Origin of the sequence: Sporomusa sp. KB1 (assembly GCF_007830295.1) — a bacterium.
Taxonomy (GTDB): domain Bacteria; phylum Bacillota; class Negativicutes; order Sporomusales; family Sporomusaceae; genus Sporomusa.
Genome location: NZ_VLKC01000001.1, coordinates 719,045 through 736,949, shown reverse-complemented (window position 1 = coordinate 736,949; position 17,905 = coordinate 719,045). Strand labels below are relative to the sequence as shown.

The 17,905-nt window shown below is 44.4% G+C and carries 16 protein-coding genes; 10 read left to right on the top strand and 6 right to left on the bottom strand.

What is annotated here, in order from left to right; all coding sequences use genetic code 11:
- Positions 1-13: 13 nt before the first annotated feature.
- Positions 14-1,432: a [FeFe] hydrogenase H-cluster radical SAM maturase HydG gene (gene hydG / locus SALPA_RS32665; protein ID WP_145088332.1), complete on the top strand. Its 1,419-nt coding sequence runs from the start codon at positions 14-16 to the stop codon at positions 1,430-1,432.
- A 201-nt stretch (positions 1,433-1,633) separates the two neighbouring features.
- Here the strand turns inward: hydG and SALPA_RS32660 are convergent, their stop codons facing one another.
- Positions 1,634-2,782, bottom strand: a complete 1,149-nt coding sequence (locus SALPA_RS32660) for an efflux RND transporter periplasmic adaptor subunit (RefSeq protein ID WP_186450829.1) — start codon at positions 2,780-2,782, stop codon at positions 1,634-1,636.
- A gap of 155 nt (positions 2,783-2,937) precedes the next feature.
- On the opposite strand from SALPA_RS32660, the gene mscL reads away from it, so the two are divergent.
- From mscL to SALPA_RS32630, 6 genes are all read left to right on the top strand, one after another.
- On the top strand, positions 2,938-3,378 hold the full coding sequence (gene mscL, locus SALPA_RS32655; RefSeq protein WP_145088328.1) for a large-conductance mechanosensitive channel protein MscL: 441 nt from the start codon (positions 2,938-2,940) through the stop codon (positions 3,376-3,378).
- 179 nt (positions 3,379-3,557) lie between these two features.
- On the top strand, positions 3,558-4,160 hold the full coding sequence (locus SALPA_RS32650; RefSeq protein WP_186450828.1) for a TetR/AcrR family transcriptional regulator: 603 nt from the start codon (positions 3,558-3,560) through the stop codon (positions 4,158-4,160).
- On the top strand, positions 4,150-5,124 hold the full coding sequence (locus tag SALPA_RS32645; RefSeq protein WP_255450694.1) for an HlyD family secretion protein: 975 nt from the start codon (positions 4,150-4,152) through the stop codon (positions 5,122-5,124). Before SALPA_RS32650 ends, SALPA_RS32645 begins: the two co-directional genes overlap by 11 nt.
- Positions 5,121-6,023: an ABC transporter ATP-binding protein gene (locus SALPA_RS32640; RefSeq protein WP_145088324.1), complete on the top strand. Its 903-nt coding sequence runs from the start codon at positions 5,121-5,123 to the stop codon at positions 6,021-6,023. The genes SALPA_RS32645 and SALPA_RS32640 overlap by 4 nt, the downstream gene beginning before the upstream one ends.
- Positions 6,023-6,928, top strand: a complete 906-nt coding sequence (locus SALPA_RS32635) for an ABC transporter ATP-binding protein (RefSeq protein ID WP_145088322.1) — start codon at positions 6,023-6,025, stop codon at positions 6,926-6,928. The genes SALPA_RS32640 and SALPA_RS32635 overlap by 1 nt, the downstream gene beginning before the upstream one ends.
- Positions 6,925-8,049 carry an ABC transporter permease gene (locus SALPA_RS32630; protein WP_145088320.1) on the top strand — a complete coding sequence of 375 codons (1,125 nt, stop codon included), beginning with the start codon at positions 6,925-6,927 and terminating at the stop codon, positions 8,047-8,049. The genes SALPA_RS32635 and SALPA_RS32630 overlap by 4 nt, the downstream gene beginning before the upstream one ends.
- Positions 8,050-8,105: 56 nt before the next feature.
- Here SALPA_RS32630 and SALPA_RS32625 read toward each other — a convergent pair whose 3' ends face one another.
- From SALPA_RS32625 to SALPA_RS32615, 3 genes are all read right to left on the bottom strand, one after another.
- A complete protein-coding gene (locus SALPA_RS32625) occupies positions 8,106-8,303 on the bottom strand; it encodes a hypothetical protein (RefSeq protein WP_145088318.1) in 198 nt (65 codons plus the stop codon).
- A gap of 294 nt (positions 8,304-8,597) precedes the next feature.
- The gene (locus SALPA_RS32620; RefSeq protein WP_145088316.1) at positions 8,598-9,374 is read right to left on the bottom strand and encodes a LytTR family DNA-binding domain-containing protein; all 777 of its coding nucleotides are present in this window, start codon (positions 9,372-9,374) and stop codon (positions 8,598-8,600) included.
- The gene (locus tag SALPA_RS32615; RefSeq protein WP_145088314.1) at positions 9,361-11,061 is read right to left on the bottom strand and encodes a sensor histidine kinase; all 1,701 of its coding nucleotides are present in this window, start codon (positions 11,059-11,061) and stop codon (positions 9,361-9,363) included. The genes SALPA_RS32620 and SALPA_RS32615 overlap by 14 nt, the downstream gene beginning before the upstream one ends.
- Positions 11,062-11,210: 149 nt before the next feature.
- Here SALPA_RS32615 and SALPA_RS32610 point away from each other — a divergent pair, with 149 nt between their 5' ends.
- The 3 genes from SALPA_RS32610 (at position 11,211) to SALPA_RS32600 (ending at position 14,540) form a co-directional block, all read left to right on the top strand.
- Positions 11,211-12,530 (top strand): SH3 domain-containing protein, encoded by a 1,320-nt coding sequence (locus SALPA_RS32610; protein ID WP_145088312.1) that lies wholly within the window; start codon positions 11,211-11,213, stop codon positions 12,528-12,530.
- 80 nt (positions 12,531-12,610) lie between these two features.
- Positions 12,611-14,158, top strand: coding sequence for a hypothetical protein (locus SALPA_RS32605; RefSeq protein ID WP_145088310.1), 1,548 nt, complete (start codon positions 12,611-12,613; stop codon positions 14,156-14,158).
- Between the two features lie 19 nt (positions 14,159-14,177).
- Positions 14,178-14,540: a zinc ribbon domain-containing protein gene (locus tag SALPA_RS32600; protein ID WP_145088308.1), complete on the top strand. Its 363-nt coding sequence runs from the start codon at positions 14,178-14,180 to the stop codon at positions 14,538-14,540.
- Positions 14,541-14,724: 184 nt separating this feature from the next.
- On the opposite strand, the gene nadE is transcribed toward SALPA_RS32600, so the two are convergent.
- Both nadE and SALPA_RS32590 read right to left on the bottom strand, forming a co-directional pair.
- A complete protein-coding gene (gene nadE, locus SALPA_RS32595) occupies positions 14,725-16,617 on the bottom strand; it encodes an NAD(+) synthase (RefSeq protein ID WP_145088306.1) in 1,893 nt (630 codons plus the stop codon).
- Positions 16,618-16,778: 161 nt separating this feature from the next.
- The gene (locus SALPA_RS32590; protein ID WP_145088304.1) at positions 16,779-17,852 is read right to left on the bottom strand and encodes an HD-GYP domain-containing protein; all 1,074 of its coding nucleotides are present in this window, start codon (positions 17,850-17,852) and stop codon (positions 16,779-16,781) included.
- Between the last annotated feature and the right edge of the window lie 53 nt (positions 17,853-17,905).

Below are 17,905 nucleotides of genomic sequence, written 5' to 3'. Positions count from 1 at the left end.
AGGAGTGTTTCTAATGTATAATTGTAAATCAAAAATTGCTACTGAATTTATTGACGACCAGGAAGTGTTGGATACGCTGGCTTTTGCTCAACAAAACAAAAGCAATCGTGAACTTATTGACAGCCTTATAGAACGTGCCAGGGATTGCAAAGGTCTGACTCACCGTGAAGCGGCTGTGCTGCTGGAGTGTGACTTAGAAGATGAGAATGAAAAAATGATGTCATTGGCAAAAGAAATCAAGCAAAAGCTTTATGGAAACCGTATTGTAATGTTTGCTCCGTTATATCTTTCTAACTACTGTATAAATGGCTGTGTATACTGCCCTTATCATTTTAAAAATAAAAATATTTCCCGCAAAAAGCTTTCACAAGAGGATATTGTACGTGAGGTAACTGCTTTACAGGACATGGGGCATAAGCGGCTGGCGTTGGAAACAGGCGAAGACCCTGTTAATAATCCGATTGAATATGTTTTGGAAAGCATCAAAACTATTTACAGTATTAAACATAAAAATGGTGCTATTCGCCGTGTTAATGTCAATATTGCCGCAACAACTGTGGAAAACTACCGTAAACTCAAGGAAGCAGGCATTGGGACCTATATTCTTTTCCAGGAAACCTATAATAAAAAAGCCTATGAAGAGCTGCACCCAACCGGGCCAAAGAAAGACTATGCCTACCATACTGAAGCTATGGATCGTGCCATGGAAGGCGGGATTGACGATGTTGGCATAGGCGTCTTGTTTGGCTTAAATATGTACCGCTATGATTTTGTTGGTCTGCTTATGCATGCTGAACATTTAGAGGCGGCTATGGGAGTTGGCCCGCATACCATCAGTGTTCCGCGGATTCGCCCTGCGGATGATATTGACCCCGAAAACTTTAGCAATGCTATTTCTGATGATATATTCGCCAAAATAGTAACTGTGCTCCGGATTGCTGTTCCGTACACCGGTATGATTGTTTCTACCCGTGAATCCCAAAAAACCCGTGAGCGGGTGCTGGAATTAGGCATATCCCAAGTCAGCGGCGCTTCCAGTACTAGTGTTGGTGGATATTATGAAAAAGAAGCAGAAGACGATAATTCGGCTCAGTTTGATGTAAATGACAGCCGTACTCTGGATGAAGTTGTAAATTGGCTGTTGACTTTGGGGTATATTCCCAGCTTCTGTACGGCTTGCTACCGTGAAGGACGTACAGGTGACAGGTTTATGAGTCTGGTAAAGACAGGACAAATTGCCAACTGTTGTCAGCCGAATGCCCTTATGACGCTTAAGGAATACTTAGAGGACTATGCTTCGGCAGATACCAAAGCAAAGGGTGAGGCCGTAATTGCCAACGAAATTCCCCGTATTACCAATGAAAAAGTTCGTAAGATTGCCATTGAGCATTTGACAGAACTTAACGATGGAAAACGCGACTTCCGCTTCTAAGGCTGTTTACGTGCTACTGCATAGAAACCGCCGGCCTGTGTAAGGTCTGGCGGTTTCTTGTTGAAATTTTTTTGTATTTTTTGCGCTTTTATAATTCTTTTCTAACAATATTCATGTATGCTATAAAAGTCATTAGGAAACGCATCCCTATGACATGACCTCTTACGTCTTACCTTTGGGTGAGGCGATTTTTTTATTTTTTTAAGGGAGTGCTACTGCATCGCCATCTTTTAGATTGTTTATACCACTGGTTATAATGCGGGCCTGCTCCGGTAAACTGGAAGTGATTTCTACGAAGTCATTGATAGTGGCGCCTACATCTACCTGCTGCCGGACGGCTTTGCCATCAATGGCCAGGTACAAATAGTTGAGTTCCTGGTCTTGAAAAACGGCTGATAGCGGTACGGCACGAACAGGTACTGAATTGCCGGTTTTCAGATGAACTTGTACCGGGAGTTCTGCTTTGAGAAGGCCATTGGTATTATCGACCCTGATATGGGCAAGGAATGATGGCGTGTCAGTCCCAACTACCGGATAAATGGCTTCGACTTGACCGGTGAGCGATTGAGGTACTGAATCATTGACTACAATTTCAGCCAGGGTGCCTGAGGAGACAAGATATAAATCCTTTTGTTCAAGGTGAACAACGACGCGAACATCGCCACCAGTGTCTAATACCATTAGCTGCTGGCCTGTCTGGACTGTTTTCCCGTTAGCGGCGGCAAGTCCGGTGACTTTGCCGCTAATTGGAGCAGTAAGGTTAACCGAGCCAGGCAGTCGTGTGGAGCTGCTGGAAGACGCTGTATCTTGGGTATCCTGGGTGCTGGATAAGGCTTCGCGCGCAGCTTGTAAGCGGGCGGACACATCTTCAAATTGCCGGCGTGCAATGCCGCCTACTTGATACAATTTCTGATAACGGTCATATTCTTTGGCAATATTGTCATAATTGGCTTGGGCCTGCTGCCGTGAACCCTCATTTTGACTGGACGGAATAGGATTAGCTGCTGTTTCTATGCCGGCAGATGCTGCGGAGCCTTCAATATGAGCAAGCAATTGTCCGGCTTGTACCTGCTGGCCTTCGGCTACAGTTACCTCACTGAGGTGCCCGGAAATTTCGGCACTAATTATGACTGCCTGGCGGCTTTGAACAGAACCGGGCAGTATGATTGCTGCTTCTTTATTTATGATACTGACAGGTGCAGTTGTAACAGTGACTGGTCCTTGCTGTTGCGGTACAACATGTCCAAATGAAAAAAGACCGAAGTAGCGGACTCCCAATAGCCCTGCTATGAGGAGGACGGTTATCACGAGGGGTGGGATATACTTGGCTGGTACAGAAATTTTATTCATAGACTTCATCTCCAAATGCAAAAGTATACTACTATAGTCCTACTTTTTTCTTTGTACGTCAAGCTTGGGATAAATTCTGTGACAGTGTTTTTCATCGACAAGTGGTACAATTTACGATATATTCTAGTTAAAATACATTTTGGGAGGTTAAGAATATGGTTAAAGAGTTTGTCAAATTTGCAATGCGGGGAAATGTTCTTGATTTAGCTGTAGGTATTATCATTGGGGCTGCTTTTGGGAAAATAGTGTCTTCTTTTGTTAATGACATTTTAATGCCGGTGGTGGGGTTACTGTTAGGAAAGGTGGATTTTTCTAATTTATTTATCAACTTATCAGGCACCAATTATCCTACCCTTGCAGCGGCGAAGGCAGCTGGTGCGGCTACTTTAAATTATGGTTTATTTATTAATAGCATTGTTGATTTTACAATTGTAGCTTTTGCAATTTTTCTTTTGATAACCCAGATAAACCGGATATGTGCCAAGCCGAAAGAAGCACCGGCAGCGCCGGCAACCAAGGAATGTCCGCATTGCTTCTCTAGTATTAATAGCAAGGCTACGCGTTGCCCCAATTGCACCTCTGTGTTCGATAAATAGATAACAGGCTTAAGCAAATTCCTATTTTCTCCGATAGTATTAAATAAAGGAAGGGTACCGCAGGTGCTCTTCCTTTTTGGTTTTTCAAAAAAAGAGGGTGAGGTTTTTCTTGACAAGGATAATGCTGCTGGCTACAATTTAATCAATCGATTAATTAATTGAGTGAGGGGAGTGGATTTGTGGAAAAAGATACAAGAGATAAATTGATTGAGGCTGGGGAGAAATTATTTTCCGCAAGAGGGTTGGCCGGGGTATCGATACGGGAGCTGTCACAAGAAGCTGGCGCAAATAGTGCTTTGATATCCTATCATTTTGGCGGGAAAGAGAGTTTGTATTCGGCAATTCTTGAAAAGCAGTTTTCGCCTATTGGAATATTGTTGGACTCTGTTTCGGGGATAAAGGCTTCACCGACCGAAAAAATCATCAAGTATGCACAAGGTGTAACCATGGTACATGGTAAAATGCCCTTTTTTACTAAATTTCTTATGGGCGAGATTATTAGTCCCTCCCGCTTTTTCGAACCGCTTATTCAAAAGTATATTCACCGCGTCTACGGGTTTTTGACAAATACAATACGCGAGGGAATTGATTGCGGTGAATTTCGTAAGGATATGGATGTTAATGCCGCAGCCTTGGCCTTGGCAGGTATGTTGAACTTTTATTTTATTTCCCGTCCTATTTCGCGGCGCTTTGTGCCTGATGGTACTGTACAGGGGGAAAATTTTGTTGTGCAAGCAGTAGAAATTTTTTTGAGTGGGGTGAAAGAGTGTGGTGATAAATAAAAAAATACTGGTTGGTGTTCTGCTTGCCCTGCTGGTAGCAGGGGGGGCGGCGTATAAGTATCTAAGACCAGCGGAAACCGGTATTACGGCTACAGGCACAATCGAAGTAACGCGGGCCGATGTTATGCCAAAGGTGAACGGTTATTTGTCAGGACTAGAGCTAAAGGCCGGCGATGCGGTTGAGGCTCAGCAAAAGGTTGCCAAGATAACCAGAGCAGATTTGGAAGCCCAGGTTGTCAGGGATGAAGCCGCACTTGCCAAGGCGGCTGCGCAACTGCGGGATTTGGAAGCCGGGCCGCGAAGCCAGGAGCGGCAAGAGCTAAGTGCTCTGCTGGATTCGGCCCGCTCGACGTATGAAAAAACCAGACAGGATTATGAACGCTATCAAAGCCTGTATCAATCTGGCGCAATTTCGCTGCAGCAGCTGGATACCGCCCGTTCCAACATGGAAGTGGCTTATGGTAGTATGATTGCAGCTAATCAACGGCTAAGTCTGGGAAATGAAGGCAACCGGCCGGAAGCTATTGAAGCGCAGCGCCTGGAACTGGAGCGCAGTAAGGCGGTGCTGGCAGCTAGCAAGGTATTATTAGAAGATACGGTGGTCATCAGTCCGATCAACGGATTAATTCTCTCTAAAAATTTTGAAAACGGTGAGTATGTTAATCCGGGAGCCGCCATTTTGACAGTGGGGGATATGACTGATTGTTGGGTAAAGATATATGTGTCTTCAACCCAATTAGGATTGATTGCTATTGGGCAGGAGGCTAAAGTGAAAGTAGATTCTTTTCTGGGCAGAGTATTCCGCGGAGAAATCAAAGAAATTAGCCAAAACGCCGAGTTTACTCCCCGTCAGAGTATTACACAAAGCGAGCGGGCCAATCTGGTGTTTGCGGTCAAGGTACAGCTTGATAATGCCGAAGGGATTTTAAAGCCTGGTATGCCAGCTGATGTGGTGCTTAAATGATTACCCTTACCAATGTTACCAGAAGGTTTGGGGCTTTGACGGCTGTAGATAATCTTAGTATGAAGGTTGCGGCCGGGACAATCTTTGGCTTGGTGGGGCCTGATGGTGCAGGCAAGACTACGACAATTCGTATGATTACCGGTATTATGGCAGTAACATCAGGCAGTATAAGTCTGCTTGGCAGTGAAAATGCCGAGAGTGTAAAAGCTCAAATCGGCTATGTGCCGCAAAAATTCAGTCTGTACGGTGATCTCACTGTTATGGAAAACATTCGCGTTATCGGAGCTTTATACGGAGCAGATAAGCAGCGGATAAATGAGTTGGGAACGGAAATTTTGGCTTTTACTAACCTGTTGCCCTTCAAGGACCGTTTGGCTGACAATTTGTCAGGTGGTATGAAACAAAAGCTGGCCTTGGCTGCCGGGCTCATGCATCGGCCGAAAGTCTTTTTTCTGGATGAGCCTACCACAGGTGTTGACCCTGTTTCCCGGCGAGAGTTTTGGCAAATGCTGTACCGGCTGAACAAAGAAGGCATGACAATCTTTGTTTCTACCCCTTATATGGATGAAGCTGAGCTGTGTACACAGGTGGCATTTATGAATCAGGGCCAGCTTGTGGCCTGCGATACGCCCGCCCGCTTGAAGGCGGCATATCCTTTCCGTCTGCTGGAGCTTAAAGCGGAGGGTAAACAGATAAAAAAACTGCTGGCAAAGTGTCCGATTCTGGACATTAATGCATTTGGCGATCATTATCATTTGGTAACTGCACCTAATGCCGAAGTTAATCTGTCAGTTGAAGCCGCGCTACAGGCAGACGGAGTGACAGGATATGCTCTCCGTGAGATTTCACCGACGTTAGAGGATATATTTGTTCACCTGGCAGGGGGAGGGGAACCGTAATGTATGCTGTAGAAACAGAAAACCTTACCCGGGTTTTCGGCGATTTTGTGGCTGTTAATCAGGTTAGCCTTAAAATTCCACAAGGCAGTATTTATGGTTTTTTGGGGCCTAATGGTTCGGGAAAATCGACGACCATTCGCATGTTATGCGGAATTTTAGCCCCCACGAGTGGGAGTGGGCAGATCCTGGGGCTGGATTTGGCAGCACAAGCCGAAGCGATTAAAGAAAAAATCGGCTATATGTCACAAAAGTTTAGTTTGTATGACGACCTGACAGTGATTGAAAACCTTGAGTTTTATGCTGGTTTGTATAGTTTGCAAGGGCCTCAGCGGCAGGAGCGGATAGAGCATATGCTGGACATGGCCAGACTGAAAGACCGTCGGCAGGAAATGACGGCAAACCTTGCCGGTGGTTGGAAGCAGCGACTGGCATTAGGCTGTTCTATTTTGCATGAGCCGTCGATTTTATTTTTGGATGAACCAACAGGTGGCGTTGATCCTAAGTCCCGCCGCATGTTTTGGGATATTATTTATGAGCTGGCAAACCAAGGCACGACAGTGATGGTTACTACTCATTTCATGGATGAAGTCGAACATTGTGATGCTATCGGATTTATTTATGAAGGTAGTTTAATCGCAGACGACAAACCCGCCAATCTCAAACGCGATTTGCCAGGAACGCTGCTTGAAATTCCAACACAGGACCCCATGGGGTTGTTTAGTGAACTGGTGGCCGAGCAGCGCGAGGTTCTGGATGTGTATCCTTATGGAACCAGTGTCCATGTTCTCGTCGATGAAGCGCGATTAACAGATTATCAGAATTATGACTATCGGGTAATTATTCCGTCGCTTGAGGATGTTTTTGTTTACTATGTAAAGGCCAAACGTAAGGAGCTGAGCGTATGATTCGTCTGAGAGCCTTGCTAATTAAAGAGTTTATCCAAATGCGGCGTGACCGGTTGACTTTTGCTATGATGGTAGTCATGCCTATTTTGCAATTGTTGTTGTTTGGTTTTGCAATTAATACCGATGTCAAGCATTTATCTACGATTGTCTTTGATCAATCGCTGCAGCAAGAGGGGCGTGATTTGCTGTCTGCCTTTCAAGCCAGTCAATATTTTGATACGAAGTATGTGGCAAAAAATTATCAGGAAGTAAACGAGGCTGTTGAGAGCGGTAAGGCCAAGGTAGGCATTATTATTCCCCCGGATTATACGGACAGTATTAAGCATGGGCGCAGTGCAGCTGTTCAGGTCATTGTCGATGCCTCTGATTCAATGGCAGCCTCTTCGGCCATTTCGTCGGCGCAATTAATCGGGCAGCTGCGTTCCCAGGAAATACTGCTAAAACAGATGCAAATCTCGCAGGGAAAGCAGGTAACTTCGCCAATTGATATTCGCATTCGCCCCTGGTATAATCCTGACTTTATTTCTGCATTTTACATGGTGCCAGGTATATTAGGGATTATATTGACCATGACTATGGTCATGATTACCTCAATGGCTATTGTTCGTGAACGGGAGCGGGGTACACTCGAACAATTGATTGTAACGCCGATGAAATCCCATGAATTGATTCTGGGGAAAATCATTCCCTATATTTTTGTTGGTTATGTTCAGGCTACCTTAGCGCTGGTAGTAGGCGCATTGGTGTTTGCTGTGCCGATGAAGGGCAGTATTGTCTTGCTTTACAGTTTGACCACACTATTTATTATTGCTTCTTTGTCTTTGGGAGTGCTCATTTCAACGGTAACCAGGACTCAGATGCAGGCTATGCAAATGTCTTTTTTTGTATTTCTGCCTAGCGTGCTGTTATCTGGGTTCATGTTTCCCCGGGAAGCTATGCCGCAGCTTTTCTACCAGTTGGGGCATTTGCTGCCACTGACTTTCTATCTGGAAATACTGCGAGGAATTGTTCTTAAAGGGATTGGCATCAATTTCCTGTGGTCGCAGGTCTTTGCCCTGATTGTATATATTCTGGTAGCTTTGTCTATCAGTATCGTGAAGTTTCAAAAAAAGATTGCCTAGACCCACATAAAAAAATCCGCGTTCGCTTAGTGAACGCGGATTTTTTTAATACTTACTTATTTACTATAAGTGTTCAGATAATTTAGCCCTAATTGCTCGTACAGCTCGAGATGCTCAATAACAGCAAGTTCTTGGTTACTGCTTAAGTTGCTGATGATGCCAATACCAATCGCTTCTTTAATTATACTTTCAATTTCAAAGGTGCAATAGCCTAAAAAATTTAAGCGTTTAATTAATGATATAATACGTTTCATATCTAGTTCCTCCTTAATTCTAAATGGGTAATCAGCCGCAATTACCTTCGACTACTACCAATTACTAATTAGAACAAAGAGAATTCGGAAAGCTACTTTTTCTAAATAGGGGCTTACAACCACATGGACAATAATCTTTACTAATATATCATGATATGTTAGTAAAGTCAAGATATATTTTTGGCTAATTTATTTTGGCCGATGAGTTAAGAATCCCGCCTCTATAGGCGGCGTTACTTTAGGTGGGGTAGAGCCCCCACCTAAAGATTCGATGTCCAGCTTTGCTGAACGAGTTCACTTAAGTCCCAGAATTTCCTTTAATTTCTTTATTTGGCCTTTGCCGACAGGTACCTCGATATAGCTGCTATTACCAGGTGTAGGCAATTTTAGCCAGTAAGTACCTTTGAACCAGGGGATGACTTCCTTAACTTTTTCCATATGGACAAGGTAGCTTCTGTGTACGCGTAAAATAGGCGTGTCCCGCAGACGTTCCTGTAGTTCTGTCAACGTGCCAGAGTAGCTGTATTCCCCGGCTATGGTTATAATTTTGACTAACCCTGTAAGGGTATGAATGTAGATAATATCATCATAATCAATTAACATGATTTTGCCATTTTTTTCAACAGCCAGTTTGTGTACTGGCTGTTGAACTGCGGAATTCAACGTTTGATCAAGGCGCGTGGTGGCTACTTGCCATTCTTCAGGATGATACTTTTCTAAACGCAGCACGGTAGAGGTTACTCGCTCACTTTCAAACGGCTTTAGCAGATAATCAACAGCGCCTATTTCAAATGCTTTAAGTGCATATTCATCATAGGCGGTGGCAAAAACAATAAGGGCTTGTGGCGCGGCTGTTCGCAGGGCTAGTGCGGTATCAAGGCCGCTCATGCCCCGCATTTGAATATCCAGGAATACAACATCAGGGTCGCACTGGGCTGCAAGGCCGACTGCTGCCGGGCCGTTGTCCGCCTCACCAATCACGGTGATAGCCGGCAGCTGGGACAGCAAAAATTTTAGTTCGTCGCGAGCCGGTAGTTCGTCATCAACAATAATGGCTTTAAGCACAATCATCCACCTCGTCAGTAAGGCATTTGGGAAAACGCAATGTAATTGTAGTCCCCTGGCCAGGTTGGCTGGTAAGTGTTAAGCCATAACTACTGCCATATTGCCCGTAGAGGCGCTCATGCACGTTGATTAAGCCAATACTTTCACCACTTGGATGCTCAAGTGGATTGTGGGCTGCTAAATCCATACCAACACCGTTGTCAATAATATTCATTTCGATATCGTCCCCGCAATCAATAGCTTTAATCGTAAGCGAGCCACCGGTAGGTTTGGGCTGCAAGCCGTGTTTTATGGCGTTTTCTACCAGCGGCTGGATGGTAAGTGATGGAATCAGGTAATGACCAAGCTCGGGCTCGATTGCTTCTATTACCACCAGCTTTTCACCATGGCGGGCTTGTTCAATAGCAAGATAAGCGCGGACTTGTGCCAGTTCCTCATTGATGGTAATATTTTGCCCGGTCTTATGCAGTGTATAGCGGAAGATCATACTTAATTTGATTAGCAACTCTCGCGCTAAATCAGGCTTGGTGCGAATAAGCGAAGTAATGGTATTAAGGGTATTAAATAAAAAGTGGGGATTAATCTGGGCGTGCAAGGCTTTCATTCTGGCTTTGTCAGCCCTTTTAGCCTGGTGGTCAATCTCAGTAAGTTCAAGCTGGGTAGAAAATAAGTGGGCCAGGCCGGTCGCGAAAACGATGTCTGCCTGACCGAGGTTGCTCTTATGGGTATAATATAGCTTTAAAGCACCAATCACTCTGTCGGCGCTTTTTAGTGGCACAACAATAGCACTTGCAAGCTGACAACCAGCGTGGGCGCAACCGATCTCGGACTTGTCCCGGGCAAGCTGCACTTGACCGGTGGCAAGCGCTTGGCGGGTGGCTGTTGTCAGACTGGTATTTACAGAAGGGGCATGATGAGAACTTTCCGCGCCTGTAAACGCTATTACTTTCTCGGTATCTGTAATAGCTATGGCATCATAACCGGCGGTAGCCAAAATGATATGGGCTGTTGCCTGCGCCGATTCTGCAGTAAGGCCGCGCCTTAAATAAGGTAATGTCTTGTTTGCAATATGAAGTGCCTTATGGGATTGTTCGGCACTGATTTTTTCTTGCGCCTCAGTGGCTGTTTTTATAATCAGCATAAATACCATCAAGCCCAGTGAGTTGGCAACAATCATGGGTAAAGCAATTTCGCTGACAAGTTCTACAGCAAGATAATAGGGACGTGCTGTTAATAAAATAATACCCATTTGCATGATTTCCCCAAAAACACCGGCAACAAGTGCGAGCCACCAGGGAATTGGCCGCCCTGGGTAGTGTTTGTGAATCATGCCGGCCAGCAGGCCTTCGCAAATATTGGCTAACGCGCAGGAAAAGGAAGTGAAGCCGCCTAAGAGGTAACGATGGCCGCCGGCAATGATGCCAGCTGATATTCCCATAAAACGTCCACCGATAAAGCCGGCCGCCATAACTCCGACAACCCGGGAATTGGCAATAGCATCATTGATGGGTATACCGGCATAGGTTCCAGAGATGCCGACAAGACCAAAAAAAATAGTAAGCAGCAGGGCATCCTGGCAAGTATTGCGGCGGTTAATCAGACGTCGAAATATGCTGGTTTGAGATAATACAAAAGCAAGCGTGGCGGCTACGCTTAGTCGTTGAATCATTTCTAATAGTAACTGTTCAGACATACTTATCCCCCTCATTTCTTCAGAATAGCATTTTTCACGGTAGCTGACAATCATTTCTGTCAATGCTTGCAGGATAGTGCGGGTAAATTGGTGAATTATGCTTAATGGAAATGAGTGGCTGATTAGCCGAATGAAGGAGGAAGTCAAGAATGAAAAGATTGATGTTGTTTGTTACCATGATTACCCTGGCAGCCATTGTATGGCCGGTAGCGGCGGCAGATGCATATAGGGTGATGCCTAATGTTGTCCCGGCGATGCTTAATGAAACCTATTGGATTAGTAAATTGCAAGAACCTAATCGAGTAATTTTGGAACAAAAGGAGATTGCTGCCTTTAATCAGGCGGTAATCGATAAGTCACCTGATACAGTTTTTGATTTGCGCCAGTACCCAAGTAAATTGTCAAAGGAAAAACTGGTAAGCCTGATCACTGTACCTAAGCAGCCAGAGGATAGGGAATATGTAAATGGTCAAACGGTTACAGCTGATTATTACAGCACACTTGCGGCTAAGTGTAATATAGATGCGATTGCACCCAGTACCCTTGTGCGGTTTGCGTTCACTGTGACTCGTGCTAATATCAGGAGTTATCCTTCAAATGACTTTGTGGCCGACAAGAGTGATGATCATGAATTTGACTTGTGGCAGGAAACGGCGATTGATCCGGCTGAACCTGTTGTTATATTGCATGAAAGCTTGAACAAAGATTGGTACTATGTCCAAACCTATAACTATCGGGGGTGGCTGCCAGCCAAGGCGTTAGCTATTGCTGTCAATCGGCAGGAGTGGCTGAAGTATCTTGATACAGCGGAATTTTTAACAGTGACAGCCCGTAAAATTACCATCGGGGATACTGTGTTTGCCATGGGAGCCAAACTGCCGCTGGCTGACAGCAAGGATTCTTTGCTGCGCGAAAAACAAGGTAAGACAGGAAACTATGCTGTTAAGCTGCCGGTACGTGGTCCTCAGGGAGAGTTAGTTTTCGAGCTGGCTGCAGTGCCGGTGGATAATCAGGTGGTTCGCGGGTATCTGCCCTATACCAGAGCTAATATTATCAGTCAGGTGTTTAAATTACAGGGTCAGCGTTATGGCTGGGGCGGAATGCATGATAGTTGGGACTGCTCTTCGCTGGTGCTTGATGTATACCGGAGTTTTGGCTTAAAACTGCCGCGCAATGCCGATGAACAGGAGCTGACCGCTGGCCGGACTATTGCATTTTCAGGAAGTGACCGAGTCGCGCAAATCAATAAGTTGGAGCCAGGGGATGCTATCTATATGCCAGGCCATGTTATGATGTATCTGGGTCAAGAACAGGATGGCCGCCAATATGCCATTCACTCGCTGGGTGGATATAGTACAGAAGCGGGCCGTATATCAGTTATGCGTGTGATTGTTAGTGATCTGTCAATTAAGACAAGGAGTGGGAAAACATTCCTAAATGCACTAACTAATGGAAAACAATTCCAATAAGTGGAATACTACTGGTTTAGAGGGGGTAAACGTGTTATAATAAGGTTCGTTAACGTGCTTAAAGGAGTTAAATAGTTACCATGACCAACATAAAAAATGTCTATGATGAAGTCCAGGTCTTTTTTGAAGAGCTTGAATGGAATTCAGCAATAAAGCGAGAATGGATTGAAGGTTTTTTGCGTCAGAAGGCTTGGCAGGGCGCCGATGACCAGGTATTGAGTGATAGGTGGCACAACCTGCAAATGTTTGTATCTTATTTGTCTTATTCAGGTGATATAACCCTTAATGAGCTGACAGCTGTCGAGTATAGTTTGGCTGTTGAATGGATGATTGTACAAACAGAAGAGTTTAAACCCAATATTAAGATGGTAAATCATTTATTTGATGTATTGCGAGAGTTTTATGATTATTTGGCCACCAAAAAAATACATCTTGATACTACGGAACTTGAACAGGCAGCGGCATTTATGACTGGAGGTAAGCAGCTTAAGTTTATTGAACCAGGGGACGAGGAAAGCCTGCTGCCCAAAGAAGCATCACTTACTACGATACCGAAAGATATCGGCAGCATAGTTGGTGAAGCGGTAGAACGGTTGATGCATAAGTTTAGTTCTTATTTCCAGCGAGAAAATTTCATTGATGATTTTGACCGGGCGCTTTCACTATACTTAGGACCGCTTGGGCAAATGCCGGACAATGAAAATGACGATGAATTCTGGCTGGGGTTTTGGGATTATTTTTTATTTGATTATCATTTACTGGCAAATGACCGCACGCCGATAACGCAGTTTGAATCGGATTGTAGTAAGCAGTTGAATGACGAGGAACAAAAGATACTGAAAGAGCTTATGGGAGCCAAGTTTACAGTATTTTACGTTGAGAGCGTAGTTAATCAGGAGTGGGTTGATTGTATTAATCTGCTGACTGACGAAAAAATTCGTTTGCCTAATCCAAATTATAATTATAAACTTGTAAAGAAATTGTTATTTTATGGACATGTCTTTCTGCAGCAAGAGGAACACGAATTGGTTATGATTAATTTCATTACCAGTGTTGAAATTAGTAGTAATTTGCGCCGACGGATCAAGGAAGAAATTAATCGCCAGAAAGCTATGTTAGAGTTGCAACAACCGGGTGTTACCTGGGGTGACTTTATTGAGCGGCATGCTAATGCTGTAAGACACACAATTGACCTTCTAGCTACCTGGGCCAGGGTTAATGTTACTTCTTACGCACAGATGGAACGCAACTTTCCGCAGCCGGTAACTGATGAAAAAAACGTTAATATGGCAGTAACAAAATCCATTGCAACTTATATGCCCCAATTTGGCTATTCGCTGCATGATACTGTTTTGGCACAGAAGATGTGGCAGGATTTTTCCCGGATTACTACCGTAAATGTCCGCAAACCAGCTGTATGGGCTGCTGCTGTCATTCAGGTCTACTCCAGGATTAATAATGGTGAGGCCGATATGCCGATAAACGTGTTAGTCGAAGAAATGAAGGTAGGTAAATCAAGTATTAGTACCAGCAGCAATAGACTTTTCGATGTATTAAAGCTGGAAAAATATGATCCCAGATATTTAAGTGAAGAAGGCATGATTTCCTTGCTGTATGATCTACAATAAGTGTCAGGAGGGGTAAACCATGCAATGTCCTTACTGTAATGAGTTAATACAAAACGGAGCAGATACCTGTCCGCATTGCGGCCATACATTGGGAGTTACTGTATTAAGCCGTCAGGAACGGGATGGTTTTAACGGTATTACTATTGAAGGCGATAATGTTCATGCCCGCCACGGGCAGGAGAGCAGTTATGAATCAGGCGCTGCGCCACGGGTTAAACGAATCAATCTTTCCTTTGGTTCTTACGGCTGGGCTGGAAATCTGATGGTAGCCGCTATTTTAGCCGTATTGTTATTCTTTTTTCTGCCTGTACTTCTGCTTATCCTATCGGTAATTAGTGCCGTGTTCATTGGCATCTGGCTATTACGGATGTTAATAAAATAGTAGTAAAAACACGACAAAGGCAAAGGGATTATCCCTTTGCCTTTGTCGTGTTTTTATAGAATAAGAAAGTATAGGTTTTGGGAGTCGCGGAGGCATTATAAAACAAGGGGTGTCAAGTCCAAAACCCGGCACAGGCGGCCCCGTGCTCCGTGCCCCGTGCTCCGTACCCCGTGCCCCGTACCCCTCACTGATCTCCGGATAGTAGGGTATGTTTTATTTTTAGGTATTTTTGAGTAAAATACACACTGTTTTGCGCTTCGCGGTGATCAAAACCGTAGACCCGGCGACTGACAGCCAATACTGGCGGGGCTTGAATGCGTTTGGCTATTGCCATACCGGTATAGAGACGCCACCAGCGTTCCAGGTCTTCAATAAATTCACGCGGGCTGGGAAATAATCGCTTAACAAGACCAGCCTGGCAGCCTAGTTTTTGTTCTAGCACAGCAGGGCCTTGGCTATACCAAACTAAAATATCTTCCGGCGTAGCGCGGTTCCAATATTCCATAAAAGAGCGGAATAAATAGTCATGATAGGGATAGATAATGGGATCCCCTTTGCCTTGGTCAACCGATTGCTCAAAAGAAAGCTCTGCACTTGGCACTAAATCAATGATTGCCTGGGGAATCACTTCCCGCTCATAGACATGGGTATTTAAATAGTCAGCCAATTGATAGACCTGATGTTTCCATAGGTCAGCCAATGCGGCTAAGAATCCGGCCTGATCGCCATAGAGGGTAGAGTAGCCGACTGAAAGCTCAGTTTTGTTGGCATTGCAGGTGAAACCGCCGCCAAAAGCAGCCGCGATGCCTGCCAATAATCGGGCAGAACGATCCCTGGCCTGAATGTTTTCCAGGACAAAGGAAGATACCAGAAAGTTAAATTGCCGACCATCGGCCAGATTGGTGACTGGTGTACCACTGATTTGGGAGGCAGTATATTCGACTGATTCTTCAATAGGCATTACTGTGTATAGGCAGCCAAGATTTTTTGCCAGTTGGGCGGCTAAATCCCTGGTGGTTTTGGAGTTGAATTTACTAGGCATATTGACCAGCAGGATGTTTTCCGGGTTTAAAATACGGGCAAATAGTGAGGCATTTACTGCTGAATCTATGCCGCCTGATAGGCCGATGACAACTTTGGTCATACCAATTGACTGTAAGAATTTTCTGATCCCATAATTGACAGCCTGATATAAGCTGTCAATGGTAAAATCATTAGGTACGCTGATTGATGGCAGGTCTTGATCATTTGCGTTAATAGCAAGGTCAAGGTAATCCAGAGTTTCTGTAAAAGGCTGACAGTAGGCGATAATTTCCCCCATGCGGTTATATACTGTACTGAAACCGTCAAAGGTGTATATTGTTTTACCATTGTTTTGGAGGCCAACAGTGTTTACATAGATAAGTGGTATGCCAATTTCCCGGGCTTGCCTGGAAAATACCCGGTTACGTTTATTGTTTTTACCCAGAGTAAATGGGGAACTAGAGAGATTAATTATCAAATCAAGGGGACCATTAGCCTGAAGGGCGGCAATAGGATCAACATTGTAATCATCATTCCAGCCGTCCTCACAAATAATACAGCCCAGACTATATTCTTTATTTCTGATAGTAACTTTCGCAGGTATCAGCAGGGTTTCAATATCCTGCTTGCATTCAAGGGCCAGTTTGCGCAGACTAAAAAAGTGCCTGGTGTCATCAAATTCACGGTAATTGGGGTGCAGCGTCTTGATGCGGGTGGCGAGAAGTTGGCCATGGTGAGCCACAAAGCAGGCATTATGTTTGCGTACCCGGCCATCATCGCCGTGTTTGTCCCATTGCACAGCAACATTACCGAAAATGATGCAAATAGTTTGGGACGCAGCAATTATCTGACGGCCAAAATCTTCACAATCCTGCAGAAAAGACATTTGTTCCCAGGTATCACCTAATAAATAACCCGGGATGGCCATTTCGGGAAAAATAATCATGTCAGCATGCTGGTTACAGGCATCCTGAATCATGATCAGCATTTTATCGGTATTTAAATCTGGTCTACCAGGAATAACCTCCATCTGGCCTAAAGCAATTTTGAGCAAAAACTATTCACCTCTATCGTACATATGACATATAGTATTTTTTCGCTGCCTGACTGCACTTGTCCTTCTAACAGTTACTACTTCGACTATATTATTTGTAACTATGTTAAACAGATAGATTAATAATTATTAGAATAAACCGCCTAAGGGGGGCGGTTGGTCTAACGCACTATATAATGAATAGTAAGTTCATTCTGTTCGGATAGATCAAGGACTATCCCATTATCTAATTGAACCATTGAGCGTGCAGGCTGATATTTGTTGATATAGACCACGCGGCCCTGGCGTCCGTCTGTGAGTATTACCCGGTTGCCTGACAAAAAATTCGTCATATTATCAATAAAGGTTATGCAAATTTTGGGGTCTAGCCGATAAGCCTCATCGCGCAGTTTCTGCAGGCTAAGATAGGGACTTAGCTTTAACTGTGGATTCTCGCAGTTGATTGTCATTCCTTCATCATATAAATCCGCCACAGCCACAATCTTGGCATAGGGATGGATGTAGTAGTCAGTAATACCGCCAGGGTAACCGCTGCCATCCCGCCGTTCATGATGCTGGAAAACAGCTGCAGTAATGCTTTGCGAGATATTAGGAATTTTACTTACCAGATCATACCCATGGGCAACATGCTGCATATATTGTTCATACAAGTCTGGCGGAAGCCGGTTAGGCCTATTTAACAGCTCTACCGGCAAGCGTGATTTGCCAACATCGTGCAATAATCCGGCCAAAGAGATGGCATTAACGGAATCCGGCGGATAGTTGAGCCAAGTGGCAATAAGAGCAGAGATGGCACTAACATTGACGCTATGGTATATAGTATAGTCATCACAAGGAGGTAAATTGTATAAGCGGTCAATTACGTTGCCAGCTTCGGCGACGCCGGCAGCAAGTTCATCAGCAGTGACAGTAAAGGCGTCTAAAGGAATATTCTGGGTCGTTCTGATATCGTCAAAAGCCTGTTGGACAACGGAAACCGATTGATTATATGTATTAAGAAATTTTTGCAGCTTTGGATCAAGAAGGGGGTTAAGGGTGGTTACCTCAGTATAGACGAAAACACTGGGTATTTGCCAATTGCTTAATTTTTGAATCGTGCTTTGAGTAAGAATACTGTTTTTACTAACTAACACTTTCCCATCAGTGGAGCAGACATCACGGGATAACTGCATTCCAGGGACAAGATACTCAAAGGGCTGATGGATTATTTTACGGTTTTCGGCTGTTTCGTTCATAAATCCTCACAGTATAAGAATTAGCATACTATATAATAGGAGTGCAATAGTGT

Bases quoted from the DNA above. Each gene is read 5' to 3' on its own strand.
- hydG (WP_145088332.1), top strand. From the start codon at position 14: ATGTATAATTGTAAATCAAAAATTGCTACTGAATTTATTGACGACCAG.
- SALPA_RS32660 (WP_186450829.1), bottom strand. From the start codon at position 2,782: ATGAATAAAATTTCTGTACCAGCCAAGTATATCCCACCCCTCGTGATA.
- mscL (WP_145088328.1), top strand. From the start codon at position 2,938: ATGGTTAAAGAGTTTGTCAAATTTGCAATGCGGGGAAATGTTCTTGAT.
- SALPA_RS32640 (WP_145088324.1), top strand. From the start codon at position 5,121: ATGATTACCCTTACCAATGTTACCAGAAGGTTTGGGGCTTTGACGGCT.
- SALPA_RS32635 (WP_145088322.1), top strand. From the start codon at position 6,023: ATGTATGCTGTAGAAACAGAAAACCTTACCCGGGTTTTCGGCGATTTT.
- SALPA_RS32630 (WP_145088320.1), top strand. From the start codon at position 6,925: ATGATTCGTCTGAGAGCCTTGCTAATTAAAGAGTTTATCCAAATGCGG.
- SALPA_RS32625 (WP_145088318.1), bottom strand. From the start codon at position 8,303: ATGAAACGTATTATATCATTAATTAAACGCTTAAATTTTTTAGGCTAT.
- SALPA_RS32620 (WP_145088316.1), bottom strand. From the start codon at position 9,374: ATGATTGTGCTTAAAGCCATTATTGTTGATGACGAACTACCGGCTCGC.
- SALPA_RS32615 (WP_145088314.1), bottom strand. From the start codon at position 11,061: ATGTCTGAACAGTTACTATTAGAAATGATTCAACGACTAAGCGTAGCC.
- SALPA_RS32610 (WP_145088312.1), top strand. From the start codon at position 11,211: ATGAAAAGATTGATGTTGTTTGTTACCATGATTACCCTGGCAGCCATT.
- SALPA_RS32605 (WP_145088310.1), top strand. From the start codon at position 12,611: ATGACCAACATAAAAAATGTCTATGATGAAGTCCAGGTCTTTTTTGAA.
- SALPA_RS32600 (WP_145088308.1), top strand. From the start codon at position 14,178: ATGCAATGTCCTTACTGTAATGAGTTAATACAAAACGGAGCAGATACC.
- SALPA_RS32590 (WP_145088304.1), bottom strand. From the start codon at position 17,852: ATGAACGAAACAGCCGAAAACCGTAAAATAATCCATCAGCCCTTTGAG.